We start from the raw sequence: 16,617 nt of genomic DNA on the forward strand, positions 1-16,617 counted from the left end.
TATCTAAAAAAGATAATATAGGAGGAAGGAAATGGAAACAACCATACTTAAAGAGATCCAATTTACATTGTCAAAATTAGAGAAATACTGGATTGATGGTAAATTACAAAAGAATAAACTGATTGAAGATTTACGAAATTATAATGATGATTTGATATCTACCTTGCTTGAAAATAAGAAAATAAATGAAATTTATTCAATAGATATCAAAGGTATAAAGATATTTAAAATAGATGAATTTATAGAGTTTTTAAAATATAAGAATTATCTTGACGATAGTTTTACAAAATATGAAAATTACATTGGACTGGGATCTTCAGGGGATTACCTTAAATATAATTCGGATATAGTAATTGATTTTCCTCACAAAGATTGTGTATTAGAAGGTGGAATGACAAAAGATGATATTCAAAAAGAAGAAATATTCTATCACAAGGTGATAGCTAAAGAAGAAATAGACACTCTTCTTGAGTACAAAGCTTTTAGTAACATAGTGAAATATTCTAAAAACGGCATAGAAAATGTATGTTCCATCAATGAAAATGATAATTTAATTTTAAAAGGAAATAATTTAATTGCTTTATATTCAATTGAAGCGCGATATGCAAATAAAGTAAAAATGATTTATATTGATCCACCGTATAATACTAGAAATGATGATTTTAGATATAATGATCGTTTTACTCATTCTACTTGGTTAACCTTTATGAAAAATCGTTTAGAAATAGCACATAAACTTCTAAAGGAAGATGGAAGTATATGGGTGAATATTGATGATAATGAAGTACATTATTTGAAGGTTTTAATGGATGAAATTTTTGGGAGATCAAATTTTATTGCTAATATAGTTTGGCAAAAAAAGCAATCTCCACAAAATGATGCCACTTACTTTTCAGATATGCACGATCATATATTGGTTTATGCAAAAAATAAATCTATTTGGAAGCCAAATTTATTACCAAGAAGTGAAAAAATGAATAGCAGGTATAAGAATCCAGATGATGATCCAAGAGGGCCATGGGCATCAGGAGATATGTCCGTTAAAACTTATAACCCAGACACAGATTATCAAATAGTTACACCTTCAGGTAGGGTAGTCAATCCTCCTGCGAAAAGTTGCTGGCGCATTAATAAAGAAACTTTTGAACAAATGGTAAGTGAAAATCGTATTTGGTTTGGAAAAGATGGGAATGCAGTTCCACGAATAAAACGCTTTTTATCAGAAGTTCAAGATGGTTCAGTCCCTGTTACGGTTCTGTGGGAAGAGCAACTTCTTGACCCTCTACCAAGTATGATTTCGTACGAGGATGGAATGAATAATCAAACAGCTAAAAGAGAATATAACAAATTGGTTAATGAAGTATTTTCTACACCTAAACCAGAAAAATTATTGTATCTGCTCCTAAGTATTGGTTCTAATGAGAATGATATTATTTTAGATTTCTTTATGGGGTCGGCGACTACTCAAGCTGTAGCATTAAAAATGAACCGTACGTTTATAGGAATTGAACAAATGGAATATATAAAGGAAGTATCTGTTGAAAGGTTACTAAAAGTAATTGAGGGAGAACAAGGGGGAATTTCTAAAACTGTAAACTGGGATGGTGGAGGAGAGTTTATATATGCTGAGTTAGCAGAATTAAATTTAAAATATATTGAACAAATAAATTGTGCAAGTGATGATGGAGATTTAAAAAATATTTATGAACAAATTATGGAAGAAGCTAGCTTTAATTATAAAGTTAACTTAGAAAAAATAAATTTCCAAAATCAGGAATTTCTAAACCTAACCTTAGAAGAAAAGAAGATTATTCTTATTAATTCTCTTGAGTTAAATCAAATATATGTAAGTGCATATGAATTAGAAGATAAAAAATATCAACTAAAGAAGAATGAGATAAGTTTTAATAAATCATTTTATAATTTTTCGAGTGAGGATAATTTATGAGTAATGAGTTACTACATTCTAGAATAGTGAAAAGATTTAATGATGTATTTGAAACTCCGCCGGATGTACCTAAATATATTTATGATAATTTGAATCATAATTTACGTCCTTATCAAGAAGAGGCTATTAGACATTATATTTATACTCAAAGATCGGGTATTAATGAAGATTTTTTTAATCACTTATTATTTCATATGGCAACAGGTTCCGGAAAAACTAATATACTTGCTGCTGTTATACTATATTTATATAAAGAGAAACATATGCAAGATTTTATTTTCTTTGTAAACAGTGATGCTGTAATTAGAAAAACACTAGAAAATTTAACTAATAAAAATTCATCAAAATATTTGTTTAATAAATCAGGAATATTAATTGAAGGGAATCTAATCTCAATTCAAATTGTTGATAATTTTCCGGTAAATAAAGATCCACTTACGATTTATTTAAAATTGACAACTATCCAAAAATTACACATGGATTTAACATTCCCGAGAGAAAATAGCATTTGTTATAAAGATTTCGTTGAGAACCCAATATGTTTATTAGCTGATGAGGCACATCATATAAATGCATATACTAGAAGTGAAAAAAAGGGATTATCTAAGGCAGAACTAGAAGAAAAAACTTGGGAAACAACAGTTCAGCAGATTTTAAAATCAAATATAAAAAGTAAATTAGTCGAATTTACAGCTACAGTTAATTTAACAAATGAATCTTTATTTAACAAATATAGGGATAAAATAGTTTTTCAATATGATTTGAGAAAATTTATGGAAGATGGTTATTCAAAAAATGTTGTTTTGTTAAAGGCAAATCAAGATGATGAAATAAAAGTAATTAGTGCTGTTTTATTAAGTCAATATAGAAAATATATCGCAAGAGATCATAGTATCGATATTAAACCTATAATTTTATTTAAATCAAATAAAATAGATCAGTCTTTGAAGGCGAATCATGATTTTAACGCCTTAATCGATCAAATGAATCTTGAATCTTTAAAAGAAATTATTTCTAACGGTTATAAAACTTATTTAGGTACAGATACAATCCTCGAGAAGATGTTTAAATATTACTCGACAATGGATCTTAATAGGGTTTTAAAGGATTTAAAATGGGATTTTGAGGTTGGGAATATAATCAATGCTAATGATAAAAGTTTTATTTCTGAAAAAAATGCGGTATTACTAAATTCATTAGAAGAACTAGATAATCCTATTAGAGCAATATTTGCTGTTGCTAAATTAAATGAGGGATGGGATGTTTTAAATTTATTTGATATTGTTCGTTTAAGCGAAGGTGTGCCCATTTCAAAAAGTATTACGGATAGTGAAGCACAGTTAATTGGACGGGGGGCTAGATTCAATCCGTATAATTTTAATAAAAAGTTGGTAGGTACAAGACAATTTGATTTGTCATCTTCAAATTTGAAAATTTTAGAGACAATGCATTATCATACAATCAATGATAATGCTTATATAAAAAATTTGGAGAAATCACTTGAGGCTGCCAATATAGAATTTTATTCTGATTCATACCATAGATTAAAAGCAACTTTAAAGGCATCCTTTAAAAAGACTAATTTTTATAGAAATGGTTATATTTATATCAATAAGGTACAGACAACTTTGGCAGAAGATTATCAATGTTTAAATGATTATGGGATCCCAGATAAATATTTTTATAAGTGGGAAAGGTCCAGTGAACAACTACTAGGGCAAAAAGATAATGACCTTATAAAGTTTTCTGATTATAAATTACCTTATAATGAAATTTTAATTAGAAAAGCTATTCGTTTGAATCCATTCTTTAGATATGATCGCTTAAAGAAGTATGTAGCTAGTATAAGTACGATAGAAGAATTCATTCAATCCCCAAAATATCTAAGGGGACAAGAAGTTTATGTTTCTTTACCCGAAAATTTATCAATTGAGTCTTTAAGTAATTTGGATAAAATAAAAATATTAAATGAATTCCTTGATAGCATAGAGCGAAATATAAAAAATAATTATAAAAAAGAAAAAGGAACTATAAGATTTGAGCCGATTAAGGTTTCTACAGTAATAGATGATTATGTAATCGAGCTAAGTGCTGGTGATAAGAAAATATCAAGTTTAATTAAATCTAGAAATATGGCTAAAGAAGATTGGTTTGTGTATGATGTTGCGTTAGTAAACTCATTAGAAGAACAATTATTAGAGTTTATATATAATCGTGTAGATGAACTTAAACAGCGATATAACGAAGTATATCTTATAAGAAATGAGAGAAAAATTAAGCTAACAGAGTTCGACTCGTATAAGGGATTTATGCCTGACTTTATCTTATTCTTAAAGGACGCTAAATTTAATTATTTTATTTTCATAGAACCAAAAGGATCACATTTAATAGAGAAAGATCAATGGAAACAAGAGATGCTCAAACAAATTAATGATAGAACAGATATAGAAATTTTAGGACAAAATAAAAATGTTATTATTAAAGGACTTAAGTTTTATAATTCAGATGAATTAATTTATAGGGAATTTTTAGATGATTTTAATTCCAAAATATTCATGTGATATAGTAATATAGTAAGAGAGTACTTATTTTAAGTACTCTCTTATTTACATATATTCGGAGGTATAAATATGAGAAAGAGAGATACGGAGAATGTCCATTTCTTAGCAGATAATTTATTTGCAAATTGGAATATTTATGATTTACAAGGATTACTTCTTAACCAGGAATATGAATTTACTGCCGCTATTGAAGGTGTATATTTAGAAAAAGAAGAGAGATGGCAAGATCTTTCACTATTTTTTAGTAATAAAGAAATTAATGCAAAATTGTTAGTGGCCGAAAGACTAGGTGTTCCATTTTATGTGATTTGCCATTACTTTGATTTGTGTAATCAACATAGATTCCAAATAATAGAGTACAAGAGACATAATAATTCTTTACATTTCAATATTAACTGGGATTTTAATTCCACAGAATTTATTACTTGGTGGAGTAGTTTGAAAGGTACTATTCAAACTAAAGAATTCAGAGAACAAGGAAAAGAAAGAACAGGTAGTAGTTATATAGATATAGTATTAGCTCAAAGTAATTTGATGTGGGGTGGCAATGTAGACGGCATTATGGTTTGTCCACAAACTAATACAGTCAAGGCAATAATTGAGAAGCGAATCCGTAAAGCTGATGCAAAAATTGAAAACTATGATCCTGCACGATACTTCTATGATAAAAAAGATCCGTTGAAAAATGATTATTTCACTTGGAAACCCTTAGTGAAACTTGCAATAGCTTTGGATTGTCCGCTATATTTATTAACTTTTAGAAATAATGATAATGAAAACTATGGAATGAGTAGTATAAAGAATATAATTAATGGTTTAAATTATTATGGTAAAACGCCTAATGAAAATTTGCATAATAAAATAGAAGACTATATCAGTTTTTATAATTCTAATCCTTCCCCCCCTATAACAACCGGAAAATGCCAAAAATGCTTTTCAATGGTAACAGAAGAAGATGCTGATGAATGTACTAAAGATAAGGGTTTATATGAAGGGAAAGTTTACTGTAATAAATGTAGATCCAAAAGTAATGAATTTTTGGAGCAAAGAGTTCAATGCCAATTTGAAGGGTGCGGTAAGGAATTATCTGATAAAGAAAAATCATTTTGTGAATCAAAAAAATTAAAATTTAATAATACATATTATTGTTATCCCCATCAACAATCAGTAGATCCAAGGAATATATGTGCAGATTGCGGTAAATTTATTTCTGAAAAAGTTATTAACTTTTGTTTAGAAAACGCTTCTAGATTCAATGGACAGATTTATTGTTTTGACCACCAGAAGAACTATTAAAATTGATTTTGTATAAAAAATCAAGGGGAAACATTTGCTGATAAGTCTTTACATGAATAGGCTTAAATATGATACTAAGAATACTTATATTGACTCTCAAAGTTATATTCCATATCAAAACGGTCCAAGTGTTTTAGCAAGTAGCGGATAGGTCATCAGGGGATGACCTATCCGCTACTTTTATTGCACTTAGGAAATGTGTAATATTATGGATATAGTACCTATATTAGTATAAAATTAATATTAATAGCTAAATCATTAGAAGTGATTTCTCTCTAAATTTATTAAAATTCCAAGGTGATTGGATGTTTTGTAAAGACCAATCTTTTATCGAAGTTAAATCAATTGCTAGTGAAGATATAATTGGTATTGAAATTTGATATAATTTCGATTTTGAAAATGATGTTGTTATGTTTTGAAGCCATGAATAATCACCTATTGGTTTTAAATAGAATGAAATTAAACCAAAGATAATTGATATATGTTCTTTAATTGAATAACTATATTTATCTTCAAAATCTTTATTAATGTCTATATAGTAAGAAGCATAAGGAATGCTACAAGCTAATGACAAGCTAGTTGTCACTAAACTAGACCGATTAGCCCGAAATACTAAAGAAGGTATAAAGATTCGAGAGACTGTTTAATTAAGGGGTTAAGGATCATGTATTGAATGTTAGGTTATTAGAGAACACAAAAATGGTATCTTCTTCTTAAAGACATTATTTGCAGTGGCTGAAATGGAAAGAAACTTGATCGTAGAACGTACTCAAGAGGGTATAGCTACTGCAAGGTATAACCCTGACTTTAGAGAAGGGGGAAAGAAAATCTATACATCTATACAATTTGACCATGCTATAGGATTACTCGATACAAATTCATATACAGGTATCTCTAAGAGTACATTAATTCGCGAAGTAGAAATTTTAGTCCCTAATTGTAGTTTAGCTGAGCAAGAAAACAGTAGCTAATTTAAATAGTTTGTTGCAAGTGGAAGGCTCGATTTAACATTTCATAGAGCAAAGTAAAAAAGATTAAGCGGAGTTAAAACAGTCCATCCTTTCAAAAGCCTTCAAATGTGAATTAGGTATAAATGATCCAACTGATGAACCAGCAATTTAATTGTTAAAATCAATTCTTCAAGAAAAGTTATAATTGTTGTTTCTATTAATATAGTCAGACAACAAAATTGTTCACTCGGTAAATTATGGGGTGGATTTTTTGATTTAGAAGAAGTGAGTAATAAAAGCTAATTTTTAAAATTTGAATTACAATTTAGTTATAAATGTTATAATTTTGAATATAGTATTATTTCTAATAATAGGTGTTATGGGCAGTGTCTATTTAATGGTGTCTTTGAAAAGTTTAAATTACGAGTGGTATTTACATAAGACATTTAAATATTTATTTTTAATATGTTTCTTAATTAAGTGTTCCGAAGCAAAACTTTATGAGTCTATTAAGAGAGGGATTTCTATGAAAACAGTTTTTCCAAAAGATATAGCAGATTCTATGAGAACTTGTATTTTATCTATTTTTTGGCCTAAAAAAGATATTATTTCATTCTTTGAAAATAACGGATGTACAAAAAATGATTTAAAGAACGTAATTGATTTTGAAGAATTAAATATTAATAGATCTCGAATTATAGATATTGTTTTTAACGACCTTTTTAAGCGAAACGATGGAGGAATTGGTCAATTTAGAGCTATGTTACAAGCATTGATAGAATGGAACCATTTCGATCCATATTTTTTTGGGAATCTGAAAAAGTTAGATGAGAGTGAAGCCATTCGAAATATAAATCATTTAAAACAATTACAGGAAATTAGAGACTCAAAAATAAAGCAAAAAAAAGAAGAACGTGATAGAAAAGTAAATGAAATTTTTACAAGAAAAGCAACGCTAGAGGGCTTAAAAAAACAATACATCAATTTGTATCATGGCAAGGACGAATTAGGCAAAAGTATTTCGTTACAGCAGCGGGGTTATTTATTGGAAAAGTTTTTAAGAGATTTATTGATTACTGAATCTCTTAATATATCTGACCCGATTAAATTAATAGGAGAGCAGATAGATGGAACTGTAAAATATGATGGTGAAAATTATATTTTAGAAGCAAAATGGCATGATTCCTTGACTGCATCTAATGCTTTGTATCAGTTTGCTTATAAAGTTGATGGGAAACTTTATGGTAGAGGTATATTTATTTCAATTAATGGATTTTCGAAGGATTCAGTGAATGCTTTAGTAAAAGGCAAGTCGCTCAATACTATTTTAATAGATGGAGCAGACTTAATGATTGTAGTTGAAGGATTATATAGTCTTAAAGAAATGCTGAATCATAAAATTAAAGCAGCTCAAACAATGGGGAAAATATATATAGATATAGGTACTATGAAAGATAAAATTTAATGTTAAAACAATATCATTATAGTAAAGTAATCTATTTCTATGAGAACAATTAATTCTTCCTTAGTTTAAGCTTTATAAGTTTAGGGATAGTAATTATTGAAAAACTATGATTATTATAAATTAGTAATGAATACTAAAAAATAGAAATGTCATACACTAGGAGAATAAATATGGATGAAATTTTTATTTATGTAGATGAAGCTGGTAATCCTAATATTAAAGATTTCAAAGGTGATGATAATAATAGATATTTTCAAGTAGGAGCAGCGGTATTTTCTCATGAAGTAACACAAGAGGTAATTGAGCGAGCAATATCTGAGCTAAAGAAAGTCGATACAGCAATATTAACATCTTCAGATATAAAAACTCTGGAACGAGGTTATTTTCATGCTTCATTTGATGGGCCTTATGCTAAATCTAAGTTAATGGATGAAGCAAATAAATTTGATATAGAGTTTTATCATAATAAATATGACAAACAAAAGCATTCTAAATTAGGGTTGCAGCCACTTATAGAACAAGAGCTACATTTTAAACTAATTCACCTTTGCTCTGTTATAGGCTTAAACTATGGAGTAAAAAAGATAAATTTATATGTTGCCCAAAGAGATAAAAGTTTTCCTTTAGGATCAGAACAGAAGTGGATAGAGTCATTTTATCAAGAGTTACGATATAGTTTAGTTGGGAACCCCGCCATAAAAACACCTTTTCCAGAGTTAAATGTTTCGATTGTTAATGGACAACATCCAGGAATTCAAATTTCTGATTTGCTACTTTGGGCTACTACGAGGAAAAATAGAACCACATCTCCTCAAGGTGATTGGTATGATCGTATAAAAATAGGAACTTCTGCGAATGCTACTATTCCGAATGATCCACTTTCTATGAGTGATTTTTATGTAAATAAGCATATTTCAAAACGAATTGGTAATATAATTTACGACATCACACCATCTGATTTAGATAACTTTGAGAAGACTTTAAGTACTGATAAATTCCACTCTCTTGTAATGTGGATTGAAGATATTGTTCTCAAAAATTATAAAAATAAAGATTTGAATTACTTAAATAGTTATTTTAAAAAAGCAGTTTTCATAATTAAAAACCCAGTTAATCCCTCCATCGAAGACATAAAAACTATTTGTGAGGCTTTTCTCATGATATTTGATACCGTCAAAATTGCTGAAAATCTCGAAAGTGATGATTTAAATTTGGCACTTATAGCAAAAAGGTTTGCTGTTATTATTCTTGCAGGCAAAGAAATAAGATGGTTTACAATGGCTAATGAATGGAGAAGGGTACATCCTTTTTTCTATAAAACTAGATCTGAGAGGACGTTAATCTAATAAATAAGAGGATGAACTGTTTCATGATTATTGATAGTTTATTTGTATAAGAAAGCAGTCTAACTAATTTATGTTGGACTGTTTTTTTGTAATAAAAATGGTATGATTATACAAAATAGATTGTTTAAAAAGGGAGATTGTATAGTGGAAATTAAATCAAGAATAACAGATTCCCGTATTCAAGCTGAAAACATTTTTATTGAAATGACTTATGGGGAATATTCGGAAATTGCTAAGAAAATTATAGAAAACAATCCTTTACAAAGACGTCGGGTAAAATCGTCTAATACAGTATATTCTTTATTAAAACATGATTTGAAAACTGGGTGTCTAATGCCACCTATGGTTCTGGCACTTACTAATGGAAATGATAATATGTATTCAGCTATGAGTGATAATGAGTTAATAGAATATATAGTTGAAAATAAAGAGAGACTAATAATTTTAGATGGATTACAGCGAACGCATACATTAAAAGACGTTGAAATGGAACTTGAAAATCTGAATGAAAAGGAAGCTATAAGTGCATTTTATTCAAATAAATTAAGAATAGAATTATACCTGGGGATTAATAAATTTGGAATTTTATATAGAATGTTAACACTAAATACAGGTCAAACACCTATGTCTGTACGTCATCAAATAGAAATGTTGTATCAAGATTATCTACAAGGTGAAATAGAGGGTATTACTATTCTTAGAGAGGTAGATGAAAACAATAATAATGAGTTAGGAACATATAACTTTAAAAGTGTGATTGAAGGATTTAATTCATACCTTGAAAGGGATCCATTACCTATGGATAGATTTGATGTATTGAATAATATAAAGAGTTTAGAAAAATTATCTATTGAAGATCAAAAATATGATTTATTTACAAACTATTTAAAGACATTTGATTCATTTATAAGGAAGACTGTAGACTATACCTCTGATTGGCAATTGGATTCAGAATATGAAGAGGAGATGAAATTAAGTTCAAAAGCCTTTGCTGTTTCAGCATTAAAATTATTTAATAAGTCTCAAGGATTTACTGGATTTGGTGCAGCCATAGGTAAATTAAGAGATCTAGATTTAATTCATGGGTTTGAAGATATTAATTTGATAATACCTAATCTAATATCCGATGGAAACGAAGAGGATTGGATAGTTGATTTTATTACTAATTTGGACGAAATTAAAAGAAAATCGAAAAAAATAGGTAATTCACAACGTGAATATTTTTACTGGTTCTTTAGAGCTTTATTTAATAAAGATTCAGATTCATATTTAAATCTAAGTCAGGCAGTAGAAGATGGTTTTAAAAAATATCGCAGGGAATCAGAATAATGAGCATAATTATTAAAAATGAAAGTTTAGAATATACTTTAGATGTATATGAATTTAATAATGTAAATAAGCAATTTGTATTTAAGGATAATGGTGATCAACTAAAAGCTCAATTCGATTATGATTTAGATATTAATGAAATGAATGATATAAGTAATTATGATATTCATTTATTGTACAACAAGAATTTTGCTGAAAATAATATATTTCAAATTTTTGATGGTGATACAAGATTAGGTTGGCTATTTCCTATGCAGGCAATAATTTCGAGAAAGCATGATTTTGCTGAAAACAAACATTTTTTAAATTATGCGTATGTAGCTTTTTTAAAATTGTTGATTGAATCTGAAAACTTAAAGATAAACAATTTAAGTTATAGAGAAGATTGTAATTATAAATTAGAAGATTTATTTGATATTGAGAGTACGCATGTTCTTATTACTAGTAATGCTAATACTGAGCAAATAAACGACTACGATTATCAAAATTATATTCCGTCTTTATATGAGAAAGGGTATTTATCCAGATATGGTGGAAATTATAAAGAAATAGATTGTTATGGGAAAATTAAATTGAATAAGGTATCTTCTGATTTAAATCAAGAAGTGTTTGTTAAATACTTATTCAATGAAATTTTAGTGGAGTCGTCTCATCCATTAGTAAAATTTTATATGTTATATCAAGTTATAGAGTTATTAATTGAAAAAATTTTTAATTATGAACTTACGATATTATTAGATGGCTTATCGAAAGATGAGAAAAACCTTTTCCAAGTAAAAGAAGATTTAGGTAGCTTGGCGAATGAAAGTGAAAGAATAAAAAAGTTATTTAATCAATACAGTAAACATAATGCCTCTAGAAATGAGTTAATGAATTTATGTAACGTATTATTAGAGGGTATCGGTAGAGATAAAAAAAATAGCCCAGAGAAAGCATTATATAGTGTTAGGAATCTTTATGTACATGATTACAGAAGTATTCCTATCGAATACAAATCTCAGATAGAACAAATTAATAATGTATTTGAAAAAGTTGTAATTGAAACTATTCATACGTTCAATTTAAATAACTAAAATGCACTTAATTTTTTACTGTATCAGAGGTATATAAATATTTCGTAAACCGCAGTTCTTTAAACGTAGTCAAAAACGTAATCAAAAAGATCAATTGCCCCCGCAAACCTTGGTTTAATAGCATTTAGAGACGGTTGGTTCGACTCCCGCCGTCTCCATCTAGTTGCTCAAAATACAGGTGTATCAAGGCTTTTAAAAAGAGTGATAATAATTGCGGTAACCATTCACTTTTCTTTAGTATCAAATTCAATAAATTGAGCAGGCTTGAAGTCGTTTTCCATGTCGAGAACGGCTTCTTTTTCTGTTGTAAGTTATTAATGATTTTAATATGTTTAAAGTGGGTTGTAACATCACCATGTCTAAGACATGTCAGCTAAAGGTGCATATGTGAAAAAGCTTCATCCACTGGACAATGACCATCCGATAGTGAATGAAGCTATTGTTAATTGTTTTCTTAAAGGAATCGATCAGAAGAAACTATGATTAATTGTGCTGAGTTAATTAAATTTCAAAAGTATGTAATGGTCATTAACAAATATGATTATGCACGTAATGGTTGATACGGCTGTAAGAATATGTATCTCTTGAGTTTGCCAGTGCGGATCTAAGATGTTAGCATACTACTTTCCTCCAATACAGCTACTGCGTTACCATACTTCTTCACCGTAAGCAGGGGATAATTATCCACCCCATCCCGTGTCTAATGAAGTTACTCTCTTCATGTCCTACAGAATCATTGACAATTCTCCCACTTCTGTTTATTTCCGTAGAAGTTATCCAGATCATCAAACGAAGCTTTGAAGATATTTAAATTATAGTCATTCACCTCCACCGTACCCTGAATGAATCCTAGCATGTCATCTGAGACGTTAGAAGCATCCTCAGCCCATTCGTTTACCACTTTGTATACCTCTTTGTCATAAGACGTTGTATGGGCCATAAGGACCGATGTAGCTAAGTTCTGTGTGATGCCGTTGTAAGCCCCAATTGCGTTATCGAAATTTAGTAATCCATCTTCATTAAGCGCTACCCGTTTAAAAGCTAGGTAATTCGAATACATTTCGTCTAAAGCTATTGCGTTTTCAGGTGACAGACAGGATTTATCAGTAGCAGGCTTGTGGATCACCTCAACTGCTTCTACCTCTTCGGTTTCTACAACCTCTGCATTTTCACCTTCAGCGCTCAAACTTTTTTGTTTGGTCTTTGAAAGATAACTATCGTTTGATACGAGATAACTTATAGCTATAATACCCATTACTATAATAGATGTTAAAATTGCAATTATTACTTTGTAAATGTTATTCTTTTCCATTGTCAATAACCTCCGAATTATGCGTTAAAATAAAACCAAGATTTGTTTCTCCTCCAGCACACATCGTAAAGTGCAATCGAAAATTCTATAATGCATTGCTTATAGAAGCATAGTGTAAGAGAAATACCTTCCATTCCTATCATATTATGTAAATTGTTTGAAGGCAAATTAGATTTTGTTGATAAGTAAATAGATTTAAACTACAACCATTTGGAATGTTATACATGATAAAGATTAAGTCCTAATCAACTTAATGGAATCTACTTTTGTATATTCGAGAGATGGTATATTTGAAGTAATTAATAAAGGGAGAGGGTACTTTGAAAGGCTATTGATGGAAATTGCAAATACATAATTAGCGAACCTGATTAAGTATGATACAAGATGATGCTGAAATATTAGAGGGAGGATAAAAGAGTATGAAAATGCGTTAGTGTAAATTGCTAACAGTGTAAAATTCACTTTCAGAATGCCGCTTTCTATCGTGAAATACATATATGGTACAATCCTCATGCCCTAGAGGGAAAGACGTTAAGTTGTCTTTCTCTCTTTTTTAGAAAATTAATGCTAATCATCAAGGGCAATAGCGCAAATGCTTGCTAGCTTTTATATAGTATATCGTTCCATTAAAGTATTTAATTCACGATTTAATTCCGTTAGTTTTTCGGCAGCATGAGCTACATCAGTAATTGCTTTAATGTGCTCATCGATGGAAGAAGCAATTTCCTGTACGGAAGCGGCTGTCTGTTCTGATACGCTGGACGCACTTTCGATTCCTTCACTCATCAACTTATTATAGGAGGTCATCACGTCCATTTCTTTATTAACGGCTAATATGGATTCTACAATTTGTTTTACAGAATCAGACATCTGATTGAATTTACTTTGTGTTAGGACTACATCATCATTTAACTTTTTAGCAGTTTCCATTGTTCCTTCTACAGTTTCAACTGTTTTAGTCGTTTCTGAAACAATGGATGAAACCACTCCTTGTACTTGGTGGGTGGCCATTTTCGATTGTTCTGCTAGTTTTCTTATTTCATCGGCAACCACTGAGAATCCTCTACCATACTCACCTGCTCTTGCAGCTTCAATACTCGCATTTAAAGCTAGTAAATTGGTTTGCTCTGCGATTGTTTCAATGGTTTCCATTACCTGTGTGATTTGATTTATTTGATCATTTAATTTTTTAATTTCATCACTGACTTCTTGTGAGGCTGCTAGTGAAATAGTGTTGGACTGTTGTAATTGTTGTACTATTTCAATTCCCTCGGATGATATTTTTTCTGCATGTTTTGTAATGTCGTACATAACTTTACTTTGTTTTTCCGTGGTTTCTATAGAATTTGATAATAACTCTACTGTTTGGTTTATGTTGTCCAAATCATTGGCTTGTTCCTGTGTACCCGTAGCAATTTCAGTAATGGCTCTACCAACTTCGTCACTACTAGCAGATGTTTCTTCAGAAACGGCTGATAAGTTAGTCGCTGAATCCAATAAATGTTCACTTGTATTTTTAGTCTTTTCGACGAGCGTGCGTAATTGCTGTGACATTTTATTAAAAGCGGTCGCAAGTTGTCCAATTTCGTCATTTGATTCAGGTAGATGGGTAACCATTATATGGCCATTAGAAATTTTTGTTGCGGCTTCAGCTACTTCTTGTAAAGTATTTAATTTCTTCCGAATTCCTAAATAAAACACCAGTGAGCTTAAAATAATAAGTACGACTGTTGCACCAAAAATAATATATTGTAAAATGTTTAACCCTTCATAAAATTCATCTTGAAAGACAGCAATTCCAATAGTCCAACCCCAAGGCTCAAAATATTCAGTATAGGCTGTTTTATCTTTAAAAGAACCATCTGGCTGTTTATCAGAATAAACGACATAGCGATCTGATTCATTTTTGGACTTGCCGCCTGCAATGATCATTTCGCGATTACTTCTGTTCAGGTCATCGGCAGGAGCTCCACCGATTTTAGAAGGATGGAGTTGTAACACTAAATCCTCGTCAAAAGCTAATATATATCCATTTTCTTTGTAAGTAAAATTGGATTTTTGATAATCGTACTCTCCAATTTCATTTACGGGTCCATTTAGAAGAATTCTCGCTTGTTCTTTTCCTTCTTCTAGCGTTATTTTGCCACTTTCCACTTCTTCATTAATCAATTCTATTGAAGTATAGGCCCCTTTGACAATGCTTTGGAGTTCTCGTTGACCTGATTCTAAGAGCTGATCTTTAGCAACAAAATAGCTTGTTGAGCCGATAATCACAACTGTTACAAGTATAATAATTGTGATTAGTAGCATTAACTTCCCTGAGATGCTTCGTAACCGTAAATTTTTCTTCATCATTTGCTTCCTCCCACAACTATATATAGGTATATTTCGACAGTAATCTTCATAATTCAATGGTATCGAAATTATTTTTTATATGAGGCTAATTGCCCTGCAAATGTCTATTCATTCATCAATCTTTTATAGATTGATATTTTTAGTGTGAAAATGATGTGATTACATATTAATATACTGTTGAAATGCCGTTTTCTAATTCATACTAGAGTATTGTTAAGCGTTCGATACTATCACTGGTTAGTTTTATCTTTAAGGAAAATAGGATGTAGCGGGTATACGTTTGCTATTGCGAATGAAGGTTATATATGTAAGGTTAGGCGGCTCACCAATAAAGTAAAAATGTATACATCAGCAAAATAAGGTATATTATATTTGTTGAATAGATTTTCTTTAAGACAGGAAAAGTAGGTGAACCAAAGTGGGGAAATATCAATTGGATACTAAAGGTAAGGCGGCTGTAGCAAAGTACCATGAGAAACACAAGCCTGCCCAATTTGATAAAAAGCAGCAACTTGAGAAAATACGTGCAGAGTATTTGAAAAAGAAGCAAGAACAAGCAGATCAATAATTTGAATGAAAACATAGGGATGTTAAAATCTCCTTATGTTTTTTTCAATTGATCGTAGAGTTATTATTCTCCTAAATTTCAGAATTGGTGACAGAAACACGTCATCAGATATACATTTCTCGTTGATTTAAGTGATAGATTGATTCGAATAATATTAGCTTCCATTTGGTTAGCAGTCTTCACAAATAAAAAGGGGTAATTATGATAAAATAGTAATGTGAAATTTAGTTAGAAAGTTCTATAAGTAATGATTTTTAACCAGAGTATTGTGACAAGGAGAAAAGAAATGACAGCTATCGAAATACTATCATGGCCTTTTATTCAAGAAAGTATTAATCAAATCAACAACAAAGAGCAATATTTAAATTATCCAGTTATTTAAGTTTTAAATGGCAATAAAGAAGCTTATATTGG

General features: G+C 29.9%; 11 protein-coding genes and 1 pseudogene. 10 read left to right on the top strand and 2 right to left on the bottom strand.

Annotated features, from left to right (window positions below; all coding sequences use genetic code 11):
• Nucleotides 1-31 precede the first annotated feature (31 nt).
• The 8 genes and pseudogenes from AC07YC_RS14775 to AC07YC_RS14810 all read left to right on the top strand — a co-directional run bounded on the left by AC07YC_RS14775 (nt 32) and on the right by AC07YC_RS14810 (nt 11,968).
• Nucleotides 32-1,948 carry a DNA methyltransferase gene (locus tag AC07YC_RS14775; protein WP_494919765.1) on the top strand — a complete coding sequence of 639 codons (1,917 nt, stop codon included), beginning with the start codon at nt 32-34 and terminating at the stop codon, nt 1,946-1,948.
• Nucleotides 1,945-4,509, top strand: a complete 2,565-nt coding sequence (locus tag AC07YC_RS14780) for a DEAD/DEAH box helicase family protein (RefSeq protein WP_494919766.1) — start codon at nt 1,945-1,947, stop codon at nt 4,507-4,509. The genes AC07YC_RS14775 and AC07YC_RS14780 overlap by 4 nt, the downstream gene beginning before the upstream one ends.
• A 69-nt stretch (nt 4,510-4,578) precedes the next feature.
• Nucleotides 4,579-5,805, top strand: a complete 1,227-nt coding sequence (locus AC07YC_RS14785; RefSeq protein WP_494919767.1) for a hypothetical protein — start codon at nt 4,579-4,581, stop codon at nt 5,803-5,805.
• A gap of 566 nt (nt 5,806-6,371) precedes the next feature.
• Nucleotides 6,372-6,776, top strand: a pseudogene (locus AC07YC_RS14790) (recombinase family protein); the annotation flags it as partial.
• Nucleotides 6,777-7,281: 505 nt separating this feature from the next.
• Complete coding sequence (locus AC07YC_RS14795) at nt 7,282-8,220, top strand: restriction endonuclease (protein ID WP_494919768.1); 939 nt, start codon at nt 7,282-7,284, stop codon at nt 8,218-8,220.
• Between the two features lie 170 nt (nt 8,221-8,390).
• On the top strand, nt 8,391-9,566 hold the full coding sequence (locus AC07YC_RS14800; protein ID WP_494919769.1) for a DUF3800 domain-containing protein: 1,176 nt from the start codon (nt 8,391-8,393) through the stop codon (nt 9,564-9,566).
• 144 nt (nt 9,567-9,710) lie between these two features.
• Nucleotides 9,711-10,895, top strand: coding sequence for a hypothetical protein (locus AC07YC_RS14805; protein WP_494919770.1), 1,185 nt, complete (start codon nt 9,711-9,713; stop codon nt 10,893-10,895).
• Complete coding sequence (locus tag AC07YC_RS14810; RefSeq protein ID WP_494919771.1) at nt 10,895-11,968, top strand: hypothetical protein; 1,074 nt, start codon at nt 10,895-10,897, stop codon at nt 11,966-11,968. The genes AC07YC_RS14805 and AC07YC_RS14810 overlap by 1 nt, the downstream gene beginning before the upstream one ends.
• A 733-nt stretch (nt 11,969-12,701) precedes the next feature.
• Here the strand turns inward: AC07YC_RS14810 and AC07YC_RS14815 are convergent.
• The gene (locus tag AC07YC_RS14815; protein WP_494919772.1) at nt 12,702-13,280 is read right to left on the bottom strand and encodes a hypothetical protein; all 579 of its coding nucleotides are present in this window, start codon (nt 13,278-13,280) and stop codon (nt 12,702-12,704) included.
• Between the two features lie 606 nt (nt 13,281-13,886).
• Complete coding sequence (locus tag AC07YC_RS14820) at nt 13,887-15,632, bottom strand: methyl-accepting chemotaxis protein (RefSeq protein WP_494919773.1); 1,746 nt, start codon at nt 15,630-15,632, stop codon at nt 13,887-13,889.
• Nucleotides 15,633-16,053: 421 nt separating this feature from the next.
• Here AC07YC_RS14820 and AC07YC_RS14825 point away from each other — a divergent pair, with 421 nt between their 5' ends.
• Together AC07YC_RS14825 and AC07YC_RS14830 are read left to right on the top strand one after the other, a co-directional pair.
• Nucleotides 16,054-16,203: a hypothetical protein gene (locus AC07YC_RS14825; protein WP_025116598.1), complete on the top strand. Its 150-nt coding sequence runs from the start codon at nt 16,054-16,056 to the stop codon at nt 16,201-16,203.
• A 247-nt stretch (nt 16,204-16,450) separates the two neighbouring features.
• Nucleotides 16,451-16,585 carry a hypothetical protein gene (locus AC07YC_RS14830; protein WP_494919774.1) on the top strand — a complete coding sequence of 45 codons (135 nt, stop codon included), beginning with the start codon at nt 16,451-16,453 and terminating at the stop codon, nt 16,583-16,585.
• Nucleotides 16,586-16,617 lie beyond the last annotated feature (32 nt).

It is taken from the genome of Lysinibacillus sp. GW247-5R2A, from assembly GCF_059424475.1.